Source organism: Mesorhizobium sp. M0491, from assembly GCF_040321265.1.
GTDB lineage: Bacteria > Pseudomonadota > Alphaproteobacteria > Rhizobiales > Rhizobiaceae > Mesorhizobium.
Genome location: NZ_JAMYRE010000014.1, coordinates 157,735 through 178,658 on the forward strand (window position 1 = coordinate 157,735; position 20,924 = coordinate 178,658).

At 62.5% G+C, this 20,924-nt stretch carries 15 protein-coding genes; 12 read left to right on the forward strand and 3 right to left on the reverse strand.

The genetic code is table 11. The features are described from left to right. Positions 1–6 precede the first annotated feature (6 nt). The 5 genes from NKI69_RS19825 to NKI69_RS19845 are packed head-to-tail and all read left to right on the forward strand — an operon-like array spanning position 7 to position 3,899. A complete protein-coding gene (locus NKI69_RS19825; RefSeq protein WP_196815287.1) occupies positions 7–852 on the forward strand; it encodes a DUF4150 domain-containing protein in 846 nt (281 codons plus the stop codon). Positions 853–861: 9 nt separating this feature from the next. Further along, positions 862–1,287, forward strand: coding sequence for a hypothetical protein (locus NKI69_RS19830; RefSeq protein WP_023809153.1), 426 nt, complete (start codon positions 862–864; stop codon positions 1,285–1,287). Positions 1,288–1,290: 3 nt separating this feature from the next. Beyond that, complete coding sequence (locus NKI69_RS19835; RefSeq protein ID WP_023809154.1) at positions 1,291–1,770, forward strand: hypothetical protein; 480 nt, start codon at positions 1,291–1,293, stop codon at positions 1,768–1,770. 3 nt (positions 1,771–1,773) lie between these two features. Then, positions 1,774–2,859, forward strand: coding sequence for a DUF2169 family type VI secretion system accessory protein (locus NKI69_RS19840; RefSeq protein WP_050592625.1), 1,086 nt, complete (start codon positions 1,774–1,776; stop codon positions 2,857–2,859). After that, the gene (locus tag NKI69_RS19845; protein ID WP_023809156.1) at positions 2,856–3,899 is read left to right on the forward strand and encodes a hypothetical protein; all 1,044 of its coding nucleotides are present in this window, start codon (positions 2,856–2,858) and stop codon (positions 3,897–3,899) included. Before NKI69_RS19840 ends, NKI69_RS19845 begins: the two co-directional genes overlap by 4 nt. Position 3,900: 1 nt before the next feature. Here the strand turns inward: NKI69_RS19845 and NKI69_RS19850 are convergent, their stop codons facing one another. From NKI69_RS19850 to NKI69_RS19860, 3 genes are read right to left on the reverse strand one after another with little or no spacing between them, the layout of a single operon-like run. After that, on the reverse strand, positions 3,901–5,064 hold the full coding sequence (locus tag NKI69_RS19850) for a hypothetical protein (RefSeq protein ID WP_023809157.1): 1,164 nt from the start codon (positions 5,062–5,064) through the stop codon (positions 3,901–3,903). Between the two features lie 10 nt (positions 5,065–5,074). Further along, on the reverse strand, positions 5,075–5,497 hold the full coding sequence (locus tag NKI69_RS19855; protein WP_502900183.1) for a DUF6484 domain-containing protein: 423 nt from the start codon (positions 5,495–5,497) through the stop codon (positions 5,075–5,077). Positions 5,498–5,507: 10 nt separating this feature from the next. Then, entirely contained in the window at positions 5,508–7,835 is a 2,328-nt protein-coding gene (locus NKI69_RS19860) for a type VI secretion system Vgr family protein (protein WP_023809159.1), read from the reverse strand. A gap of 240 nt (positions 7,836–8,075) precedes the next feature. Between NKI69_RS19860 and tagH the strand changes: the two genes are divergently transcribed. The 7 genes from tagH (at position 8,076) to NKI69_RS19895 (ending at position 20,800) form a co-directional block, all read left to right on the forward strand. After that, positions 8,076–9,122 (forward strand): type VI secretion system-associated FHA domain protein TagH, encoded by a 1,047-nt coding sequence (gene tagH, locus NKI69_RS19865; protein ID WP_352609940.1) that lies wholly within the window; start codon positions 8,076–8,078, stop codon positions 9,120–9,122. Between the two features lie 303 nt (positions 9,123–9,425). Continuing rightward, positions 9,426–10,925 carry a type VI secretion system protein TssL, long form gene (gene tssL, locus NKI69_RS19870; RefSeq protein ID WP_352722408.1) on the forward strand — a complete coding sequence of 500 codons (1,500 nt, stop codon included), beginning with the start codon at positions 9,426–9,428 and terminating at the stop codon, positions 10,923–10,925. A gap of 22 nt (positions 10,926–10,947) precedes the next feature. Continuing rightward, positions 10,948–14,505, forward strand: coding sequence for a type VI secretion system membrane subunit TssM (gene tssM, locus NKI69_RS19875; RefSeq protein WP_023809162.1), 3,558 nt, complete (start codon positions 10,948–10,950; stop codon positions 14,503–14,505). A 165-nt stretch (positions 14,506–14,670) separates the two neighbouring features. After that, entirely contained in the window at positions 14,671–15,450 is a 780-nt protein-coding gene (locus NKI69_RS19880; RefSeq protein ID WP_023809163.1) for a PP2C family protein-serine/threonine phosphatase, read from the forward strand. Next, on the forward strand, positions 15,450–17,918 hold the full coding sequence (locus tag NKI69_RS19885) for a serine/threonine-protein kinase (protein ID WP_023809164.1): 2,469 nt from the start codon (positions 15,450–15,452) through the stop codon (positions 17,916–17,918). Before NKI69_RS19880 ends, NKI69_RS19885 begins: the two co-directional genes overlap by 1 nt. Positions 17,919–18,023: 105 nt before the next feature. Further along, positions 18,024–18,434 (forward strand): DUF1036 domain-containing protein, encoded by a 411-nt coding sequence (locus NKI69_RS19890; RefSeq protein ID WP_023809165.1) that lies wholly within the window; start codon positions 18,024–18,026, stop codon positions 18,432–18,434. Then, the gene (locus tag NKI69_RS19895) at positions 18,431–20,800 is read left to right on the forward strand and encodes a M23 family metallopeptidase (RefSeq protein ID WP_023809166.1); all 2,370 of its coding nucleotides are present in this window, start codon (positions 18,431–18,433) and stop codon (positions 20,798–20,800) included. Before NKI69_RS19890 ends, NKI69_RS19895 begins: the two co-directional genes overlap by 4 nt. Positions 20,801–20,924: the final 124 nt, after the last annotated feature.

The window sequence follows — 20,924 nt, forward strand, 5'->3', positions numbered from 1 at the left end:
GAAAAGATGGGCTTCTTCCACCAGGCAAGCGGCGGCAAGGGCGTCGCGCCGGGCGACGTCTGCCTCAGCCCGCCGCCGCCGCCAGCGGGACCGGTGCCGGTTCCATATGTCAACATGCTTTCGGCCAGCGATCTCATCAAAGGCAGCAAGAGCGTCAAGGTGCAGGGAACACCGACGGCGCTGGAGAACTCTTCCGAAGTGGCGCTGAGTACGGGCAACGAAGCGGCCACGCCTGGACTTGGCGCCGGCGTGGTCACCCATCGCATCAAGGGTAAGGGCTCGTTCAAGCTCTGGTCGTTCACGGTCAAGGTCGAGGGCAAGGGAGTCTGCCGCCACGGCGATCCGATGGAGCAGAATACCGCGAGCCCGCTGCCGAACACGGTCGACGTGTCCGCCATGGTCGACTTCTCGGTGGTGCTGGGCAAGGACGCGATGAAGGAAGACTGCCCGCGCGACTACAAGTACTCGGAGGACTATACCCCCACGACCGAGACCCAGCGCGCTTCCGTGCAGGGGCAGACCTGCTGGCAGTGCAAGAAGGACCGCGCCAACATCCTTCGTCGGGCTTCAGGCCCAGCCAAGGACAAGGCGCTGAAGGACATTGACAAGAAAATCAAAAGGCAGACTGACGGCAAGGTCACGATGATCGCCGATCACCAGCCGCCGCAGAAGACCGCGTGGGAGATGGGAGCGTGCCACGATCCGGGCAGCTTCGCCCAGCGGATGCGCGACCTTCCGTGCCAGCCGCATTGTCATGCTCACAGCATGGAGCAGTCCCAGGATATGCGCGCACTGGATCGCCGCGAGCTTTACGATGCGATGAACAAGCACATTGGCGGCCTGGGCATATAGAGATATGAAATGATCTCGATAACGTATCAAGACATCTATGATCGTTGGACAGACGAGTTGAAGATCGTCGTGCCACCATTGCTGGAATGGTGGCATGACCTTCGTGCGCAGGAAGTCAACAGGGAGCTTGTCGACGCCCGCTGGCCGGCGGGACCAGCGAGTCACCCTCGGGTCATTGCCCTGTTTCGGAAGTACTACTTCGAAACGACGCGACTGAACGACTTGCTTTCGGGCGGCGGGCCGGAGCCCGGGAGGAGCGAGATGTGGGGCTCCGAGGCCAAGCAGTTGTCCGAAGGGAGCGAGGGGGACGGGCCGGTCCCACCCGTGACGTTGCTCCTCTCCTGGCTGGGCGACACCGAGCCCGAGCTGGCGGACTTCATGAGGCCGTTCGACTTCATTCCCATCGGGGAAGATCCGGAATTCGAGGAGTCCTGAGCGATGGCACTGCTCGTCAACCACAACATCCAGAACGGGACCTACCGGCTGCTGCGCGCGCCCGGTGACGTCCGAGGCCGCGCGGAAGGGACGGCGCCGGGGACCGGCTCGGCTGGACATCGCAGCCTGTTCGCCGCCTATCTGCTCGATTTCGTGGACGTGTTCGCTGTCGCGTCCGAGACATGGAACGCGAGTGTCGAGGAGCGCATGGAGACCGGCCTGCCGATGGGCGAGGCAATCCTCCGAACGATCGAGGCCAAGGGGCTTGCCGGCCCCGCCGGCCACCCGAGGGTGGTCTGGCTCGTGCGCAAGTACTGGCTCGCGTGCGACAAGGAAAACCGGCGTTCCGCGTCGAGTGCGGTGCCTCCCGAAGTGTTACTTCTCGAGTGGCTGATCCAGGGCGGCCATGACGACTATGCGACGCTGCTGACCGCGATGCCCTACTGGCCGATCGGCCTCGACGAACACGGCAATTGGTGCTGAGCGATGGCGTTCGCGGTCGGGATCGAGAATCGCACGCCGTTCGCCACCGCAACACATGTGCAACTCGACGCCGACGGCCAGGAAGTCCTGGTCGTCATGTTCTCGGCAAGCTTCGATGCGCTCGACGGCGCACCGGCACTGGACGTCTGCGAAGACCAGATGCCGGTCGCGCTCTGGGATATCCCGTTCGGCGATCCAGCCAATTCCTCCAATCGCTACGAAGCCGATATTGCGCCGCATAAGCCGGCCGCCGAAATCCTTGTCAACGGTTCGGCGCACGCGCCGAACCGCCGTCCGGTGGCGGAGATGCAGGTCGGTTTCCGCGTCGGTGGCTTGCAAAAGGTGCTCAACGTTGTCGGAGACCGCATCTACGATGCCGGCGGCTACAGTGCGCCGGCCCTGTTCCGAACCATGCCGATCGTTTACGAGCGCGCCTATGGTGGGACGCTGCCAGATGGCCGGCTTGACCGACGCAACCCGGTCGGCGTCGGCTATCACCATGCCTCGTCCGCCGATCCGGCAGTGCGAACACAAGCCCCGAATGTCACCTACCCCGCCGAACCTTATCTCAGTCCCTCCGATCGGCCCAGACCGGCCAGCTTCGGCCCGCTCGGGCGGGGTTGGATGCCGAGACTGCCGCTCGCGGGCACCTACGACCAAGCCTGGATCGACACGCAGTGGCCACTGCCTCCCGGGGATTTCGATCCGCGCTACAATCTGTGCGCCCCGGCGGACCAGCACCTGCCGGCAATCCATGGCGGTGAGACTGTCACGATCATCGGCATGACACCGAACGGCCGCTGGGACTTCCGCCTGCCGCGCATCGTTGCGCCTGTGCGGCTGATCTATGACGACCGGGTCGAGGAACGTCCGTTTGCCGCGGACACGGTGATTGTCGAGCCGGATCTGTGGCGCGTCACACTGAAAGCGCGCTTTTCACACGTGACAAAACGGAACACGCCGGCGCTGCGGGAAATCGTCTTCGGCCATGTCACGCCCGCCTTTCTCGTGGCCCGGCGCAAGCGCAAGAGCTATCTCAGCCCGCGTGGCGGCGACGGCACAGTCGACCGCGCCGTGTGGCAGCCATGAAGCGGCCGCTCTACGTCGCCGGCGGCGGCGCCGTCACGCCCGCCGGGCTGAACGCGCGGCAAACGATCGCAGCCATTCGGGCGAGCCTTTCGGCCTTCGAGGAAATCACGCTCGCCGAACCGTTCGGAGTGCCACAGGTAGTCGCGCGCATACCCACTCACCGGCATCTGCGCCGCAACGAAGGCGAATGGCTGGTCAACATGGCCGCCCGCGCTATCAACGAAGCGCTCGGCGCGGGCGAGCCGGGGGTCGCGGCGGCCACCGCGCTGCTCATCACGACGCCGGAGAGCTTTCGCAACCATCCGGCTTTCGTTGATATTCCGGCGCGCGATTTCCTGGCCGCGGTTGTCGACGCAACAGGCCTGAGATTCCACCACGCCTCGTGCGTCATCGACGGCGGCGCGGCGGCAAGTGTGGGACTGATAGAACGGGCGCTTGCACTGATGGAGGATCAAGGCGCCGCACAAGTGCTGCTCGGTGGCGTCGACAGCCTCGTCAACCACACCGACCTCGGCCGGCTCAGCCGGACCGGACGTTTACAGGGCGCGGACAACGCCCAAGGACTGGTTCCTGGCGAGGCGGCCGTCTTCGTGCGGCTGCTGCGGGAACCTGGCCGCGAGCCTGTCGTGGCCGCTATCCATGGCATCGGCATGGCCCAGGAGACGGACAGCATCCTTTCCGAGCGCTACAGCCAGGGCCGCGCCATGCTCGGCGCGCTGCGCGACGCCGTTTCGGGATCGGGACCATCGGAACCCGACATCGACTTCGTCGTCTCGAACGGCAATGGCGAGCGCTATCATGGCTGGGAGATGCTGATTGCCCGACCGCGCTTCTATCGCACGCACCGCACCCTGATGGCGACGGCCTATCCGGCGATGACGGTCGGCGACACCGGCGCGGCCAGCGGCGCGCTGGCGCTGATGCTGGCCGCCGACAGTCTTGTCCAGAATTATGCGCCGGGATCGATTGCCATGTGCGAAGTCGCATCCGAGAACGGATTGCGCGCCGCCGCCGTCGTGGCGCGGGCGAACCGCCGATAGATTACATCCAGGCCGGGAACCGGCGCGTCCTGCGCCAATCGGTCAGCGGCGTATCGGTTGCCGCGATGGCCGCGCGCAACGCGTCGAGCCGCAACCGGCGCATCGAATGGAAAGGCGTGCGGCCGCGCCCGCCCCGTCCCTCGTCCCACCAAGCAGCAACGCGATCGGCGACAGGCAACGGGCTGTGGTTCAGAGATTCAAACGCCTTCCCCAAATCGGCCGGGTCTATCGTGAACAGGTCGGTGTCGTTGAAATCCACCTCGAACAGATCGCGCATCGCCAGCCCGGCGGCAAAGACAAGTTCCGGTTCGCGCATCTTCTCGATCAGCCAGGGCATCACCGACGGATCGCCAAACAGGCCGATCGACGCCGTTGCCGCCACGCGTAGCAGGGGCTGGCCGAGGCGCGTCTGCAACCAACCTTTCGCGGCCTTGGGCGGCGTTGTCAGCAGGCGTATCTCGATCGCCGCCTCCGCTTGGTCCGTCTCCGTCAGCACGATCTTGTCGATCACTGGGTGCGCGGACCGCGCCTCACCAAGCAGGCAAGCGGCGAAGGCGGCCGCAAGACGTTCTCTCGCCGTCTCGCCATCAAGGCCAGCCAGGACTGCCGGAAGCAGGTCGCGCCGCCCGAGCCCACCGGCGAGCCGAACGGCGCGCCGGCGGACGTTCGCGTCGGAATGGCTGGCCAGATCATGCAGGCGCGGTCCCGGATCGACGCGGTGATGCCAGAGCGCAGACAGCCCAAGGCAGCGTAGTCGCGCATCGCTTGTGTCCAGCCATTGCGCCACGAAGGGACGCAGGTTATCGCGCGGCGTGCGCGCGATCGCAGCGGACAAGCTTGAAAAGCCGGCTTCACCCACGCTTACGCCGGCGTCGATTGCGGAGGTTACCAGTTTGGCATCGCTCCAACGCATTGCCAGAGTGCCGAGCACGAAAAGTTCGCCTGGTTCGGCGTAGTCAGCAAAGCGCGCTTGAGCAGCTTCCCAACCGGCCTTGCCGGCTGCCATGAGCCCTTCAAGATTGGCTTCGAGACGCTGGTCTATGCGACCGATATCGGTTTCGTCGAGGATTGGACCGTCGATCTCCCGACGACGGCGCAGCCACAGGAAAGCCGCGTCCTCGGCATGCTGATCCACGATGGCGGCGATGGTCGCGACGCGGTGCATAGGCAACGCCTCAATTGAGATGCACGGCCCCACCGCGAATACGGTTGGTCCCGCTGGCCTGGCTCGTCAACTGGCTGCCGCGAATGGTCACGCGGCCATTCTTTTCCAGAATGATCGACGCCAGGCCGCAGCGCAGTTCTATGCGCTCGTCTCCGGTGATGACGACACGGTCGCCTTCGCGAGCGACTTTCGGCTCCCTGTTCTTGTGCGCCGGATCGACGATGCGTCCAACGACCAACGGCCGCGTTGGATCACCCTCCTCGAACAGAAGGGCCAGTTCTGAACCGATCGCCGAAATGTCCAGTTCAGTCAGGCTGCGCGCCGCAATCGCCGTCTCGCGCGGATTGCCAACGAAGACAACAAGCGGTGCCCCGCCCTCGAAACCGATCAGCAGGCCGATCACGACGCCGTCGATACGATCCAGCACTTCCATGATGACGCCCTCAGTTGTTGTTGATGGTGCTTCCCTTGACGATCACGTCGCCGTCGGCCTTGACGGTAATCTTGCCGCTGCCCTTGAGCGTTATGTCCTTGCCGTCGGCAACAATGGTGCCGTCCTTTTTCATCGTGATCGACGCCGAGCCGCATTTGAGTGTGATCGAGTCACCCGCCTCGATCACCAGGTTCTTGCCGACCTTGATCGAGCTGTCGTCCGCAATCTGGATTCCGCTGCCCTTGCCGACCTTGAGCGCGTGCCCGCCTCCGACATCGGTTGCGTCGTCAGCGCCGATTTTTGCCGACCTGCCTTTGCCGATTTGCGACGACTGCGCGCCGCCGATGGCGAAACTCTGGTCCGCGCCGATTTTCACGCTCTGCGCGGCCGCGATTGTCCAATTGTCCGCCGCTCCGATGGTGTGAGTCTGTCCGGCCCCCACTGTCATCGAGCGCGATGCGCCGATCTGATTCGTCTGGACGGCGCCAACGCTTCGGGTTTCCGCTGCGCCCACTGAATCCACTCGCGCCGCGCCCACGGTGATCGTCTGGATCAACCCGACGGTCTGCGTGTGATTGGACCCGATCGTCTCCGTCGAGTTCGCGCCGATGCCGATCGTCTCGTTCGAGCCAACCGTAAGCGAGCGGTTGACGCCCACCGTCTCGGTATCGTTCTTGCCGATGTCGGTTGTCTGGTCGACGCCGACCTTGACTGTCTTGTTGTTGCCGACGTCCTCGTCGAGGTTGTGGCCGACGGAATGCTTGGCGTCGTGGTCGATGCGGTCCGACTGATCGTGCTGCACCAGCTTGGTACGGTCATGCTTGATCAGAAGGTTGTGGTCCTTCTGCGCCTGGAAATTGACCAGTTCGGAGCCGGCCTTGTCCTCGAACATCAGCTCGTTGTAGCCGCCGCCGCCGAGCGAGGAGTCCGACTTCCAGCCGGATTGCGTGGCACTCGCCGGCAGCCCGTAGGGCGGCATCTGCGAGGCATTGTAGACCCGGCCGGTGATGATCGGCAGGTCAGGGTCGCCTTCGATAAAGTCGACGATCACCTCCTGGCCGATGCGCGGTATCTGGATGAAGCCCCAGCCGCTGCCGGCCCAGGTCTGTGAGACCCGCACGAAACAGGAGCTGTTCTCGTCCTTCTTGCCCAGGCGATCCCAGTGGAACTGCACCTTCACCCTGGCGTATTTGTCGGTGAATATTTCCTGGCCTGACGGACCGACCACGGTCGCCGTCTGCGGCCCACGCATGATCGGTCGGGGCGTGATCCGTGGCGGACGATAGGGCAAGGCGGTCGGCGCCACGCCCAGGATCACCTTGAAGTTCTCGCTGTCGACGTCGGCATGGCTTCTGTATCCCGGATCGAACAGCCTGTATTCGGCGCTGACCACCAGATACTCCTGGTTCTGGTCCTCGCGCGGAAAGCCATCGAGCTTGAACGTACAGCCCGAAAACAGGCCGCGCACGGTGCCGACCGCGGCGATACGCTGGTGGACGGCCTGGATCTCCTCGCGTCGGATCGCGGCCAGGTTGTCGCCCCGGCCGACTTCGAGATGCGCGCCGGGCTGGCGGTAGTTTTCGCCGGCGGCCAGCTTGTGACTGAACGGCTGGGCCGACTTGGCCATAAGGTCGGCGCCCGGCTTCTTGAAATCATAGTCGGTGTGGGCATAGGCGCCCGGACGCACCGAACTGCCCGGTATCCATTCGGTGATGTATTCGACATCGCGCCGGGAGCCCTGCCCTTCAAAATGATAAGGTACTTTCTCGTAGCCCGGCGCCGGCTTCAGCTTGCTCATCGCATCGGTCAGGACAAGCGTGTGTTTGCCCTCGTCATGCTCGAAAAAATACAGGATGCCTTCATGCTCGAGCAGCCGCTGGACGAAATCCAGATCGGTCTCGTCATATTGTACGCAGTATTCGCGCGGAGGGTAGGAACCCTGCAGACGCAGATCGAACTCCGCCGTGCTGTATTTCTTGAAGACGTCCTTGACGATGTCGACGACGCTCTTGTTCTGGAAAATACGGCAATCGGTGGTGTTGCCGAGGAACCAGAGCCACGGCCTGACGACCGCTTCGTAGTAGGCCAGCCGGTCTTCTATGCGGGTCAGGCGAAACTCGGACACAAGACCGCTGAACCAACGTTTCGGATCGGATTCGCCTTCCACCGAAACGACACCCCCCAGCATCTTCAGCGGATCGATATCGGGGCTGGGGCTGACGAACCCTACCGTATAGGCCAAACAACGGCTGATCTCATCGCGACCGACAAGATGCGTGAAGGTCAACAGCTCGGCGCCAACCGGTGTTTGCACAACCGTGGCACGTTCGTTCGGCATGGGTCGTGCCCCTCCTGGACGCGGCCGCCGGCAGTGGGTTTGAAGTTCCCGCATCCAGGAACTTTTTGGCCCGCCGCACCAGGCTATGTTGAGCCTACCACATGTTGTCCGGCCGACCAAAGAGATGCACAGCGGAAAAACCTTACCCTGCCGATGCATTGGCTCGAAACGCCGCTGTCCTGTTGGATGTGCAAACTGCTAGAATGTGGAGTATCGATCAGCGTTCGACGGCGATCCTCGATGTATATCAGTCTGCAAATCAACAATGTCGACGCCTTGCCTGCGGGCATCTCGACCAGTTACGCGGCGCGTGATCGCGGCTTCGAAATCGGACGCGAGGCTTGTGATTGGACCTTGCCGGACCCCGACAAGTTCATCTCCGGCCGGCATTGCGAGGTTCGCTACGAGGCAGGCGCTTTCTGGCTGCACGATGTCTCGCGCAACGGAACCTACATCAACGGATCGAGCCAGCGCATGACCGGCCCGCATCGGCTGAGCCATGGCGACCGGGTGCTGATCGGCCGCCATGTCATCTTCGTATCGATCGACGACGAGCCCGCCACGACAGGCCATATCAGTTCGACACAACGAGAAATGCCGGCCGCGACAGGCCGGCCGCTCGAATTCGCCGCCGAGCCGTTCTTCACTCCTTCGGAGCAACATTCCGGGCAGCGGGTTCCGGCTCCGGCGTTCTCGTCGCAACCGCCTCTCCCCTCGACCAGAGACGAAGTGCTGCGGGAAATCGCGATCGCGGCCGGCATCTCGCCGGAATTGCTTCAATCGCGCGATCCGCATGAAGTTGCCGCCGAAATCGGCACGGTCCTGCGGACTGTGGTCGAGGAACTGACCATGCTTTTGAAAGCGCGCACGGCCGCGAAAATACTGGCCAAGAGCACACAACGGACGATGATCAGCGCCGCCGACAACAACCCCCTGAAGTTCGGCCCGGGAACCGACGACATCCTCGAAATCATGTTCGCCCGCCGCAGGGCCGGCTATCTGGATGCCAGGCGCAGCATCAAAGATGCATTCCGCGATCTCAAGACGCACGAATTCGCCACCTATGCCGCCATGCAAGCTGCGCTGTCGCGGCTGCTCGACGATCTGTCGCCCGAGGCGATCGGAAAGAAACTCCCCCCGACATCGTTCTCGTCTAAGAAAAGCCAGGCCTGGGACGCTTTTGTCGCGACCTGGCGAACCATGGAGGAAGCCCACGAGAACGGCATGCTGGACATATTCCTGGCCTATTTCAGCGAGGCCTATGCCAAGGCCGACAAGCAGAAATAGACAGGCCCAAAGGGGGATGCGAGGCTGAAGTCGACGAAGAAAACCTCTTTGGTGCGCGGCATCCGGTTCCAATCGAGAGTTTGTGAGATTACGATCGCATACGACAATTCGCTAAGCGGCTAAGGCTGATCGACCTGGGGGTCTGCGGCAAATGTCATCTTTCGGCGGGATAGTAAGATATAGCCTACCTTCCTCCGGACACTGTCAGGGTCGGCAGGGGTTGCGTTTCCTTCACCTGACGAGAAACCGTTTTGCGCCTGTCTCACCCAGTCGCGGGCACACCGCCTGCATGGACGATCGTCCATGAGTTCGAAGGACGATCCTTTCGGCCCGGCTGGCAAGACCGTCATTCGCGCCCCTCCACGGCGTGAGCGAAAACCGGCGCCGGTCCCTCAAGTGCCCGTCGCGGATGACGGGCAAACCTCGCAGATCAAGGATTCGACCGTATTCGATCCCGGCATCGGCCGGCATACACCGCCGGGCTGGGCATCCGGGACAGTGATTTATCAAGGAGCCCCTTCCGCTTCGGCAGGAAGCGGCGCTTCCGAGGCAGCTCTACGGCAGGAGACCCTGCTCAATGTCACGGACAGTGTCAGATATTCCGCGGCAAACCCGATCCTTGCCGCGGCCGCACCATTGCTGATGCTGTTCGGCCAGTTCAGGCTTATCCCCGTCGAGAGACAAGCCGAGCCGTTGGCCGAACATGTCACTGAGGCGATCGATAGGTTCGACAGGACAGTCGAGAAATCAGGTGTTGCCGAAGAGGATGCGCGGATTGCGAAATTCATCCTCTGCGAAACCGCCGACGATCTCGTCGGCAACCTGCCTTGGCCACAGAAAGATACTTGGGCGCAGCACAGCATGCTGTCGCAGTTCTTTCACGTCGAGCCCAGCGGCACAGGCTTCTTCGAAGCGCTGAACAAGGTCCTGGCCAGTCCCGAGGCACACTACGATCTGCTCGAACTGATGCATGTCTGCCTGTCGCTGGGGTTCGAGGGCCAGTACCGGGGCCTGACGCGCGAAGACAGCAATCTCGAACGCGTTCGGCGCGACGTCTACGAAACGCTTCGCTATTTCAGGGCACGCGCGGACGCGGACATCTCGCCCCACTGGCAGGGCTTGGCGTCGACCATGACGCAGCCGTCGACAGGCCTGCCGCTCTGGGTCGTCGCGGCAGCCGTGTCGGCGCTGCTGACTGCTGCGTTCTTCGCACTGCGGGTCTTCATCACCAACGAAGGCGACGCTGCCGCCGGTGAATTGCTGGCGCTCAACCCATCGACGCCGATTACCATCGAACGGGCCAGCGTGGCGCCGTTGGCGAAGCCGGCGAAAATCGTCCCACCCGTCGCCACAACCACGCAGATCGATCGCATCCGTTCGGCACTGGCCAAGGAAGTCGAAGGCGGCGGGCTGACCATCGGCACGAAGGGCGACTTCATCGTTGTGGAAATCAACAATCTCCTGCTGTTCCAGTCCGGCAGGGCCGAGGCGAAGCCGGAGTTCCAGCCCATTGCCGCAGATATCGCCGCGGCTCTGGAACCCGAGCGCGGACCGATCAGGATTGTCGGCCATACGGACAATGTGAAGCCGCGGAAATCGAGCCCATTCAAGTCCAACTTCGATCTCTCCGTCGCCAGAGCGAAGGCCGTCGAAGCAATGATGGCACCGAAGTTCAGTGATCCTTCGCGACTAACGGTGGACGGCAAGGGCGAGGACGAACCGATCGCCGACAATGCGACGCCGGAAGGCCGCACCAAGAACCGCCGTGTCGATGTGATGATCGCCAAGGAGGAAACATTGTGAGCACGGCCAGTCGGGAGCGGCCATGACGCGTTGGCTGCTGCGGATATTCAGCATGATTGCGCTGGCCGGCTTTGCGGCGGCAGTGTGGTTTGCCGGACCCTTGATCCGCTTCGCCGATACCCGTCCTCTCGGGCCTGCCTGGCTGCGCGCGACTATCATCGGGGTGATCGTGGCAGCGCTCACGCTTTTCTACGGCCTGCGTTTCTGGCAAGCGAGAAAAGCGCAAAAAGCACTCGAAACCGTGGTCACACACAATGACGACCGCGATGACGACTCGCGGGTGCTCGAGGCCCGCGTGAATGAGGCCGTGGCGGCGCTCAAGCGGTCGAGCGGCAAACGCAATTTCCTTTATGAGATCCCCTGGTACATCGTCATCGGCCCGCCCGGTGCCGGCAAGACAACGGCGCTGGTCAATTCGGGTCTGAATTTTCCGCTGGCCGGTTCGGGTGATGCCCAGCCAGTTGCGGGCGTTGGCGGAACACGCTCCTGCGACTGGTGGTTTACCGACCAGGCCGTCCTGATCGACACAGCCGGACGCTACACGACGCAGGATTCCAATGCCGAGACCGACAAGAAGAGCTGGCTTGCCTTCTTGTCACTGCTCAAGAGAGCCCGCGCACGGCAACCGATAAACGGCGTCATCCTGGCCATCAGCCTCGCCGACCTCGTCAGCCTCGACGATCAGCAGCTTGACGCTCACGTCGTCGAGATACGCAGTCGTCTGCGGGAAATCCACGAGACGCTGAAAATCCAGTTTCCCGTGTACCTGCTGTTCACCAAGGCCGACCTGGTTTCAGGGTTCATGGATTACTTCGGCGGCTTCGACGAGCCGCGCCGGCGCAAGGTCTGGGGCGCGACATTCCAGACCACGGATCGCAACAAGAATATGGCCGCCGAGGCTCCGGCCGAATTCGATGCACTGGCAAGACGCTTGGTGGAGGAGATGCCTGACCGCCTCCAGGAAGAGGCCGATCCGGTCGCGCGTATATCCATCTTTGGCTTTCCGGCGCAGTTTGGCGCGCTGAAGGAGCGAATTACCAATTTCATCGCCAGCCTGTTCGATCCGACCCGCAGCCAGGTGAATGTCAGCTTGCGTGGACTCTACTTCTCTTCAGGCACGCAAGAGGGAACGCCAATCGATCAGGTGTTGGGCGCGATCGGTCGCAATTTCGGCAGCAGCCCCCGCGCCCATCTTTCCGGAACCGGCAAAAGCTTCTTTTTGCACGATCTGCTGACGGGCGTCATTTTTGCCGAATCCGGATGGGTTTCGTATGACAAATCAGCTGTAAGACGTGCAACGATCGCCAGGTTCGCCGGCCTTGGCGCCATCGCGTTGATCGCTGCGGCGGCCCTCGGCACCCTAGCCCTGAGCTTCACAGCCAACAGGTCGCTGATCGCCTCCACCACGCAGGCCATAAGCCAGTATCGCCAGACGGCGGACGCGTTGCTCAAAAGCACCGAGGTCACCGATGTCGACCTCGAAAACGTCATTGGCCCGCTCGACCAGTTGCGCAATCTGCCGGCTGGGTTCGAAACCGGCGACGTGCCGACACCGATCGAGGAGACGTTCGGCCTCAGCCAGCGGGAGAGACTTCTTTCGGCATCCAAGACGGCTTACCGGGAAGCGCTGGAACGAATGTTCCGATCGCGCCTGCTGATCCAGGCCGAGCGGACGATCCAGGCCAGGATGGCCGATCCCGCCGCGCTCTACGAGCCGTTGAAAATCTACCTGATGCTTGGCGGCAAGGCGCCGAAGGTCGACGACGCGTTGATCATTTCCTGGATGAAGCACGATTGGGAGCAGAACCGGTATCCAGGTGAAAACAACCGCGAAGGACGCGAGCATCTCGAAAAGCACCTGGGTGCCATGCTTGCCTTGGACGACGCCTACGATCCGGTTTTCGAACTCAACCAGCCGCTCGTCCAAGCCGCTCAACGGTCGCTCGGGCGCATGAGCCTTGCCGACCGTGCCTCGGCTTTGGTCAAATCCGCAGTATACGCGGCAGCTCTGGATGATTTTTCTGTTTCCCTGAAAAGCGGCCCGGAAGCCCCGTTACTGTTCGAGCGGGTCGATGGCGGCGATCTGTCAGGCCTTCGTGTTCCCGGCCTCTATACTTATGCCGGCTTCAACAGCTTCTATCTCGTGCAACTCTCGCGCATTGCCCAGACGCTCGTCGACGACCAGTGGGTCCTCGGTGGCGGCGGCGAGCAAGGCGGCATCGATCAGGAGTTGCCCAAGCTCGGTCCCGAACTTCTCGACCGCTATGGCAAGGAGTTCGCAACGGCGTGGAACAGCGTTCTCGACGGGTTGAAATTCAAGGCGATGCTGAAGGACAAGCCGCGCTATATCGCGCTTTCCGCCGTCGCCTCGCCAACCTCGCCGATCGAACTGCTGTTTACGGCGATCGCCGACGAAACCGCTCTGACGCGGGACGCTGCTTCCGGCAAGGACTCAGCCACCGGGGTTGAAGGCGGCGCGGGCCAGTTACAGGACGCAGCAAGCGTGGCCAAGGGTCTGGCTCGCATCGGCATACAAATCGCCACCGGAAAATCGCAAACCCGTGCCGGCACGGGATCCTTAAGCGCGCAAAACCAGAATCCCGGGGCCAACATCGAAGCGCAATTCAGGCCGTTCCAGGCCCTGGTGAGCGGTGCTGCCGGACACCGCCCGATCGATGCCTTGACCCAGAATTTCCGCGATATCTACCAGAGCCTGCAACTGGCGACCGACGTCCCCTCCCAGACGGAACGCGTCAACGCAAACCTGCAGCTCCAGATAGCCACCCTTCGCGCCAATGTCTCGCGACTGCCCAAGCAACTCGGCCGGATGGTCAATGCGACGGCAGACGAGTTTGAAGGCAACGTCACCGAGACCTCGGTGGCAAATTTGAACCAGATGCTCGACCAGACGGTCACACAGCCCTGCGAGGCGGCGGTCAACGGCCGTTATCCTTTCGCCCGCAATGGCACCGAGGACATCGCGATGGCGGATTTCGCCAAACTGTTCGCTCCGGGCGGGCTGATGGACCGGTTCTTCGCACAGAACCTCGCATCGCTGATCGATATGACCGGTCAGGACTGGAGCTGGAAACAGGATGCTCGCTTCGGCCGCGACCTGTCGAAGTCGACGCTGAAGAACTTCCAGCTGGCGGCCGAAATCCGTAGCGCCTTTTTTCCCCAGGGCGGTTCGGTGCCCTCGGTGAGCGTGACCTTCACGCCCTTCTCACTGCATGGCGATGCCGATGCGGCGGTGCTCGATGTCGACGGCCAGACCGTCCAGAGCAACCAAGCGGGCAACATGCCGAGCATAGTGACCTGGCCGAGCGGCGCGGCTTCCGGATCCGCCAGTCTGAGCCTGACGCCGGAGATGCCAGGCCGCGAATCCGCCATCAAGTTCGAAGGGCCGTGGGCCCTGAAGCGACTTCTGGACAAGGCTGCCGTCACCGGCCACGACAGCAACATGCAAGCACGCTTCGTGATTGGCGGACGCGACGTTACTTATACGCTCCAGACAGGTTCAGGCTCCAACCACTTCTTCCTCCCGGCCCTTTCCGGATTCAGCTGTCCCAAGGCGTTTTGAGATGGGTTTGATCTGCTGATCATGGCGCCGATCCGCTGACCAGAGTTCAAACCCCGGTTTTCCTTAGTTTTCGGTACTTTAATGTTCGAGCCTGTGGCAAAGTGGCGCCAGCGAGCGTCCAAAGGTGCGCCGCAGAAGGACGCTTGAAAAGCGCTTGGTGGCAATTTGAATACTGTCGCCCTTTCCATCGAAAGCTTCGGCGTGAGCCACAAAGGCTGTGTCCGTGAGCTCAATGAAGACAGCTATCTAGTCGAGCCACAAACTGGCCTCTGGGTGGTAGCCGACGGAATGGGTGGACATGACGCCGGAGAGGTCGCTTCCGCCAGTATCGTCGATCATCTGTCAACAATCGGCATCGCGAGCTCGGCACCCGATCTTCGGGCCCGCTTCGAGGACAGGCTGAGCCGGGCCAATGCCGAAATCCGCAGCATATCGGAATCGCGCGGCATCACCATCGGCTCCACGGTCGCCGCCCTGTTGGCGATGGACGGACGATTTGCCTGCCTGTGGGCGGGCGACAGCCGGGTTTATCTGATCCGCAACGCCGCGATCTCGCAGATTTCGAAAGACCACACCGAAGTGCAGGAACTCTTGGATCGAGGCATGATCAGCGCGGTCGAGGCGCTCACCTGGCCACGCCGCAATGTCATCACACATGCGATCGGGGTCAGTGACGACTTCGTCATCGATTTCCAGCAGGGCGAACTGATGCCGGGAGACATTTTCGTGCTGGCCACCGATGGGCTGACGGCACATGTCACCGACCCCGAGATCGAGGCCGCCGTCGTGTCGGCTACACCTCAGGCGGCCGGAGAAAACCTGCTGGAAACGGTTCTGGCGCGAGGCGGAACGGACAATGTCACCATTGTGCTGGTTAAGATTGGGAACGGGCGCAATGGACAATCGCTCCACCCTGATCTGTCCAGAGCGGAGGGCCGAGGCTGATGAGCGCCGATGATAAGACGCGAATATCGCCGCAAGTGGCCAACACCGCTGTCGGTACGCAGCTCAGCGGCATCTACGAACTTGACGAACGGATCGCATTCGGCGGCATGGGCGAGGTCTATCGCGGCCACAACATCCAGACCGGCGACCATGTCGCGATCAAGATCGTGCTGCCCGAATTTGCCCGTGACCAGACGATCTTGTCCTTGTTCCGCAAGGAGGCCTCGATCCTCAACCACCTGTCGCATGATGCGGTCGTGCGATACCACGTCTTCACCATCGATCCCGGGATCGGCCGTCCCTACCTTGCCATGGAATTCGTCGACGGCGAGTCGCTGTACGACATCATGCGACGTGGTCCGATGCCGACGGATGAGGTGCGCAAGCTCTGCCATCGCCTCGCATCCGGCCTGAGCGCCGTGCATCAAGCGGGAGCAATCCATCGCGACCTCTCGCCGGACAATATCATCCTGCCGGGGGGCCGGGTCGACCGCGCAAAGATCATCGATTTCGGTATAGCGCGATCGGCGACCGTGGGCGGGGAGACACTGATCGGCGGGAAGTTCGCGGGAAAGTACAACTACGTTTCGCCCGAACAGCTCGGGCTGTACAGCGGCGACGTCAGTGAACAGTCCGACATTTACAGCCTTGGGCTGGTGCTGGCTGCCGCTCTGCGCGGGAAACCGATCGACATGAGCGGATCGCAGTTCGAGATCATCGAAAAGCGCCGGGCCGTGCCTGACCTCTCTGATATCGACGACGATTTTCGTGACATTGTCGAAGCCATGCTGCAACCGGATCCGCGAGACCGGCCGGTCAGCATGGCTGATATCGCCAGGATGACGCGTGGCGAAGACGAAGGAACAACGCCGCCGACGTCCATCACACCCCGCAACCGGCCAGCCGGGCAAACCCTTACTCCTGATCCCAAGGGCGGCCAGGCATCCAATGTCGCGGGACGCAACGCGCCGACGGCAACGGGCCCGGGCGAGCAGCGCTTCGTCCCGCATGTCCGGCCCGCGCATTTGTCCGAACCGCTGCCTTCGCCGGTCGCCGGCCCTCCGCGCGCGGTCACTGCGGATATGCCCAAGAAATCCACAAAGACCCCAACTATCGCGATCGCTGCCCTGGCGACACTAGCTGTCGCCTCAGGCGCGGGCCTGTATCTGAGCGGCTTCATGACGCCGGCAACGCCGATTGCCGGCAAGACATCGCTTTCCGCGCCCGAACCGTCAAAGCCTACACCGGAAACTTCGGCGCCGACCCTCACGGACAAAGTCGCGAACGCCCCTGAGCCGGCAAAGCCAGTTCCGCCCGTGCAGCCGGAGGCCAGCGTACCGCCGGCTGAAAACCAGCCAGATGCCTCGGCGGCTCAAAAGCCGCAGCCGGCCAAGCCCGCCGAACTCCCTTCGCAGACCGAGGAATCTGAGAAACCGCCGGCAATGGAAGCGCAACCGCAAACAGAGGCGGGCGTGCCGCCGGCTGGAAGCCAGGCAGATGCCAAGGCAGTGCAAACGCCGGAGCCGGCCAAGCCCACTGTCCCCGCGCAAACCGCGGGCCCCCCGGAGTCATCGGCAACGGACGCGCAGCAGCCATCCGAAAAGACACCGCCGGCCCAGCCAGAGTTTGTGGAGAGCCCAAAGCCCAAACCGGAGCCGCAGATCAGCCAGCCGGCAGAACCCAAGGTTGCCGGGCCGGCGCCCAAACCCACTGCAAGCCAGACGGATGCCGCGAACGCCGAGAGCCAAAAGACTGTGCCACCGGCGGCCAAGCAGCCGGACCAACCTGTCGTCGCGTTGAACGTACCCAAACCGGCCATTCCTCCGGCCGTGGACGACATCGCGCAACGAGTCTCCTGGGTTCGCGACTTCGGCGGCGGCGACTGTTTCTATGCGACCATGAATTCGCCAACCGACACCGCAGCCGCGATCGAAGGATTTGGAACAGCGGTCCAGCCATTCGAACGCATGCTGGGCGATTTCCAGGCGAAATTCCATGTGGAGCCCGACATCAGCGTCCGCCTCATTGAGCCGAGCCAGTGCGAAGTCACCAATTTTCTGCGCTTTCTGGGACAGACCGCGGCCGACAAGCCGCAGCTTGTTCTCGACCGGACGTCGGTGCCGAACGGTACGCCGATCAGCGGCACGCTGGTGACGCGTGGCGGGCTCATTTCCAGCGTGTTGCTGATCGATCACAAGGGCATGGTGTTTAATCTCGACGATCGCATCGTCGCACAGTCGGACAAAGCCACCTTCAGCATCCCGATTGGCCTCGGCGCCGCCGACAAGGCCGCTGGAAAGGCCGTGCCGCAGATCATAATGGTGATCACGGGACCCCAGGATATTGAGGCGGCCGCATTCTCGGCGCCGACGCCAGCCTCGGCGCTGCTACCCAAAATTCTCGAGGAAATCGAGACCAACGGATCTCAGTTCTCAGCCACTGCCAAGTATTTCCGGCTCGGCGGATAGCATGGGCGCCCGATGGAACGCTGCTCGTGTTTGCCCCACTCGTCTGCCGACCTGCCCATAAAGCAGTGTGAACCGGTTCGCGCCCTGCTCGCCTTGGCGGGCCACATGAAGCTTGCGGTCATCGCGGGCGCCGCGCTGCTGGCTGTGCTGTCATCCGGCGAAGCGCGAGCCGAATTCACGGTCTGCAATCAGACACTCGACGTCGTCAATCTCGCAGTCGGCCAGAAGGTCGACAATGCCGATCAGACAGACGGCTGGTGGACCATCGGCGCCAATCAGTGCGTGAATGTCATTCGCGAGGAACTGACCAACCGCTACATCTACATCTACGCAACGGACGTCTTCGGCCACGCGATCCTGACGGGATCGACCGAAATGTGCATCGAGCGAAGGCGTTTCTCGACCCGCGGCATCGACGAATGCTGGCAACGCGGCCATATCGCGGCGCAATTTCTCGAAGTCGATACGCTCGAACAGGCGCGGTGGACGTTCTTCCTGACCGGAAACAGCCCGTGACGCACACTATCGACACGAGCTTCAGGCAGAAGAAGCAGGCGCGCCTTGCGCTTCGCAGACGCAGGCTCTGGCGCCGGCTGCTTGCCGGTCTTGCCGCGATCATCATGCTGTCGATCGCCGTGGGCTTCTACCTCACCGCCGATTATTGGTCGTTCGGCGACGAAGACGAAGAGCTTCACGCGGTCGAAGGGGTGGACGACGTGCCGGCCGATGCATCGGTCTATGTGCCTGCCATTATCGACCTTGCCGGGGACCCGATGTGGATCACCCTTGCCCCCGACGCCGACGCCACGTCGAGGGGCCGTTCGATCGCGAAGCCGGCGGATCTCGATCAGGCCGGGATTTCTCCGCAGATCGAAATCCTGTCGGATGTGATGCTCAGCGCCAGCGAAAAATTCATGACGACGATACCGTCGACGCAGGAAGACTTCGCATTCTTCCAGGCGCAACGGCAGACCGCCCCGCCGCCGTCCAACGATCTGCAGGACGATCTTCAGCCGCCGGCGGGGGATCTGCAGAACGATCTTCAGCCCTCGCCTGCCCCCAACGAGGCTCCGGCTGCTTCGGGGCAGCAGATGGGCACCGACGATCCCGAAGCCGGCTGGGGTGAAACAATCGATGCAGGCGAAGCAGCCCTGCCCGCATTCCAGAAGACACAGATCGAAAACAACACGAGTGTCGCAACCGTCACGAATGAGTATCAGCGGTTCGAGGCGACCGAAGACACGTTCGTGAAAATCCTCAACGACCGCAGCCTGGACAGCGTTGCGCTCGATGCGCATTTCTCCGTCGAGGACGCCAGGCGGGCGGGCGAAGCGCTGAAGGCGCTTTTCAACCGGGAAGGCCTGGAACCGGGTTATGTCGTCGCCATGCGTGGTTTCAGGCCGACGCGCGAGACGACAACAATGTCGCTCATGCAGGTGTCGATCTACGCCAAGAGCGTCTTTGTCGGCACGCTGACGCGCAACGCCGCGGGTGCATTCGTATCGGGTGTCGATCCCTGGGTCCGCGAAGATCTGTTCAACTATTCGGGTGCACCGGAAGAAGGCACGCACAAGCGGCAATATCGCCTGCTCGACGCAATCTATTCGACGGCGGCGCGCAACAAAGTTCCGACCGGCGTGATCGGCGAAGCGATCATGTACCTATCGAGAGGACGGGACCTGGACGCCTTCGCCAGCGAGGACCAGCGCCTTGTCCTGATCTATTCACAAACGCCGCGCGGCAAGGGCGAGACCGACGGACGCGTGCTGTATGTCGGCGTGCAGGGTGCTGAAAAGAGCTTCGAATGCTTCGTCTTCCAGCAGAGCGACGGTCAGTTTGCATGCGTTACCGGCGACGATCAGATCCGCTCGCTGACGGTCATCAACGGCATGGTCACGCCGGTCAACGGGGTCATGACGTCCACCTTCGGTCCACGCAAGCACCCAATTCTGGGCGTGGTTCGCATCCACAAGGGCGTCGATTGGGCGGCTCCGGTGGGTACGCCGATCGCGGCCGCTTTCGACGGCGAGGTCACCTTCCAGGGCGACGGCGGCGGTTATGGCAACCTGGTGAAGATTGCGCATGCCAACGGACGCGAGACGCGCTACGCGCATATGCAGAAATTCGCGATAGCAAGCGGTGTCGGCACAAAGGTGAAGGCCGGCGACATCATTGGCTATATCGGCACCACCGGCCTGTCGACCGGGCCGCATCTGCATTTCGAACTCTATCAGAATGGCGGGGCGATCGACCCGCTGGGCACGGTGACCGCCGCGGTCGCAACGAGCGATCCTGCTGTCGAAACACTGACCGACCGTATCGTTCATGTCGAAAGTGGTGGCAGCGCCCGCGCCAAGAACCCGCTTTCTTCAGCAACCGGTGCCGGCCAATTCATATCGAAGACCTGGATCAGGATGATGAACACCTACCGTCCCGAACTGGCGCGCACACTTTCAAATGCGGATCTCCTTGCTCTGCGCTACGACTACACGATCTCGCGCGAGATGGTGCGCAATCTTGCGCGCGAGGGTGAAGCCTATCTTCGGGCGCGAGGCCACCAGATCACAGCCGGCCGGCTCTATCTCTGCCATTTCCTGGGCATGGAAGGCGCCCATCAGGTATTGTCGGCGTCGAGTTCGGCGCAATTGAGCGCCGTGCTCGGGTCGGCCGTCATTCAGGCCAACCCGTTCCTCACCGGCAAGACCGCCGGCTATGTCGTGGACTGGGCCGAAAGGAAAATGGGCCGAAAGCTCAGCCCCGCGGGGACCGGCGCAGGCCAACCGGTATCGACCACGACGGAAGTGCGCCAGACGTCGCCAGAGTTCGAAGAATACAAGCAAGCCATCACGGCCGTCATAAGCTCGCTTCAGAATACCCTTTGAACCTGCCCTCGCGGTTCATGAGTTCACCGTCAGACCATTGGTGTTCCGGCTGCAAAGTGTTACTATGGACAACTTTTTTCGGGTCCTTTGTGAACCAAGACCGTGGTCAGGATCACATACGCCC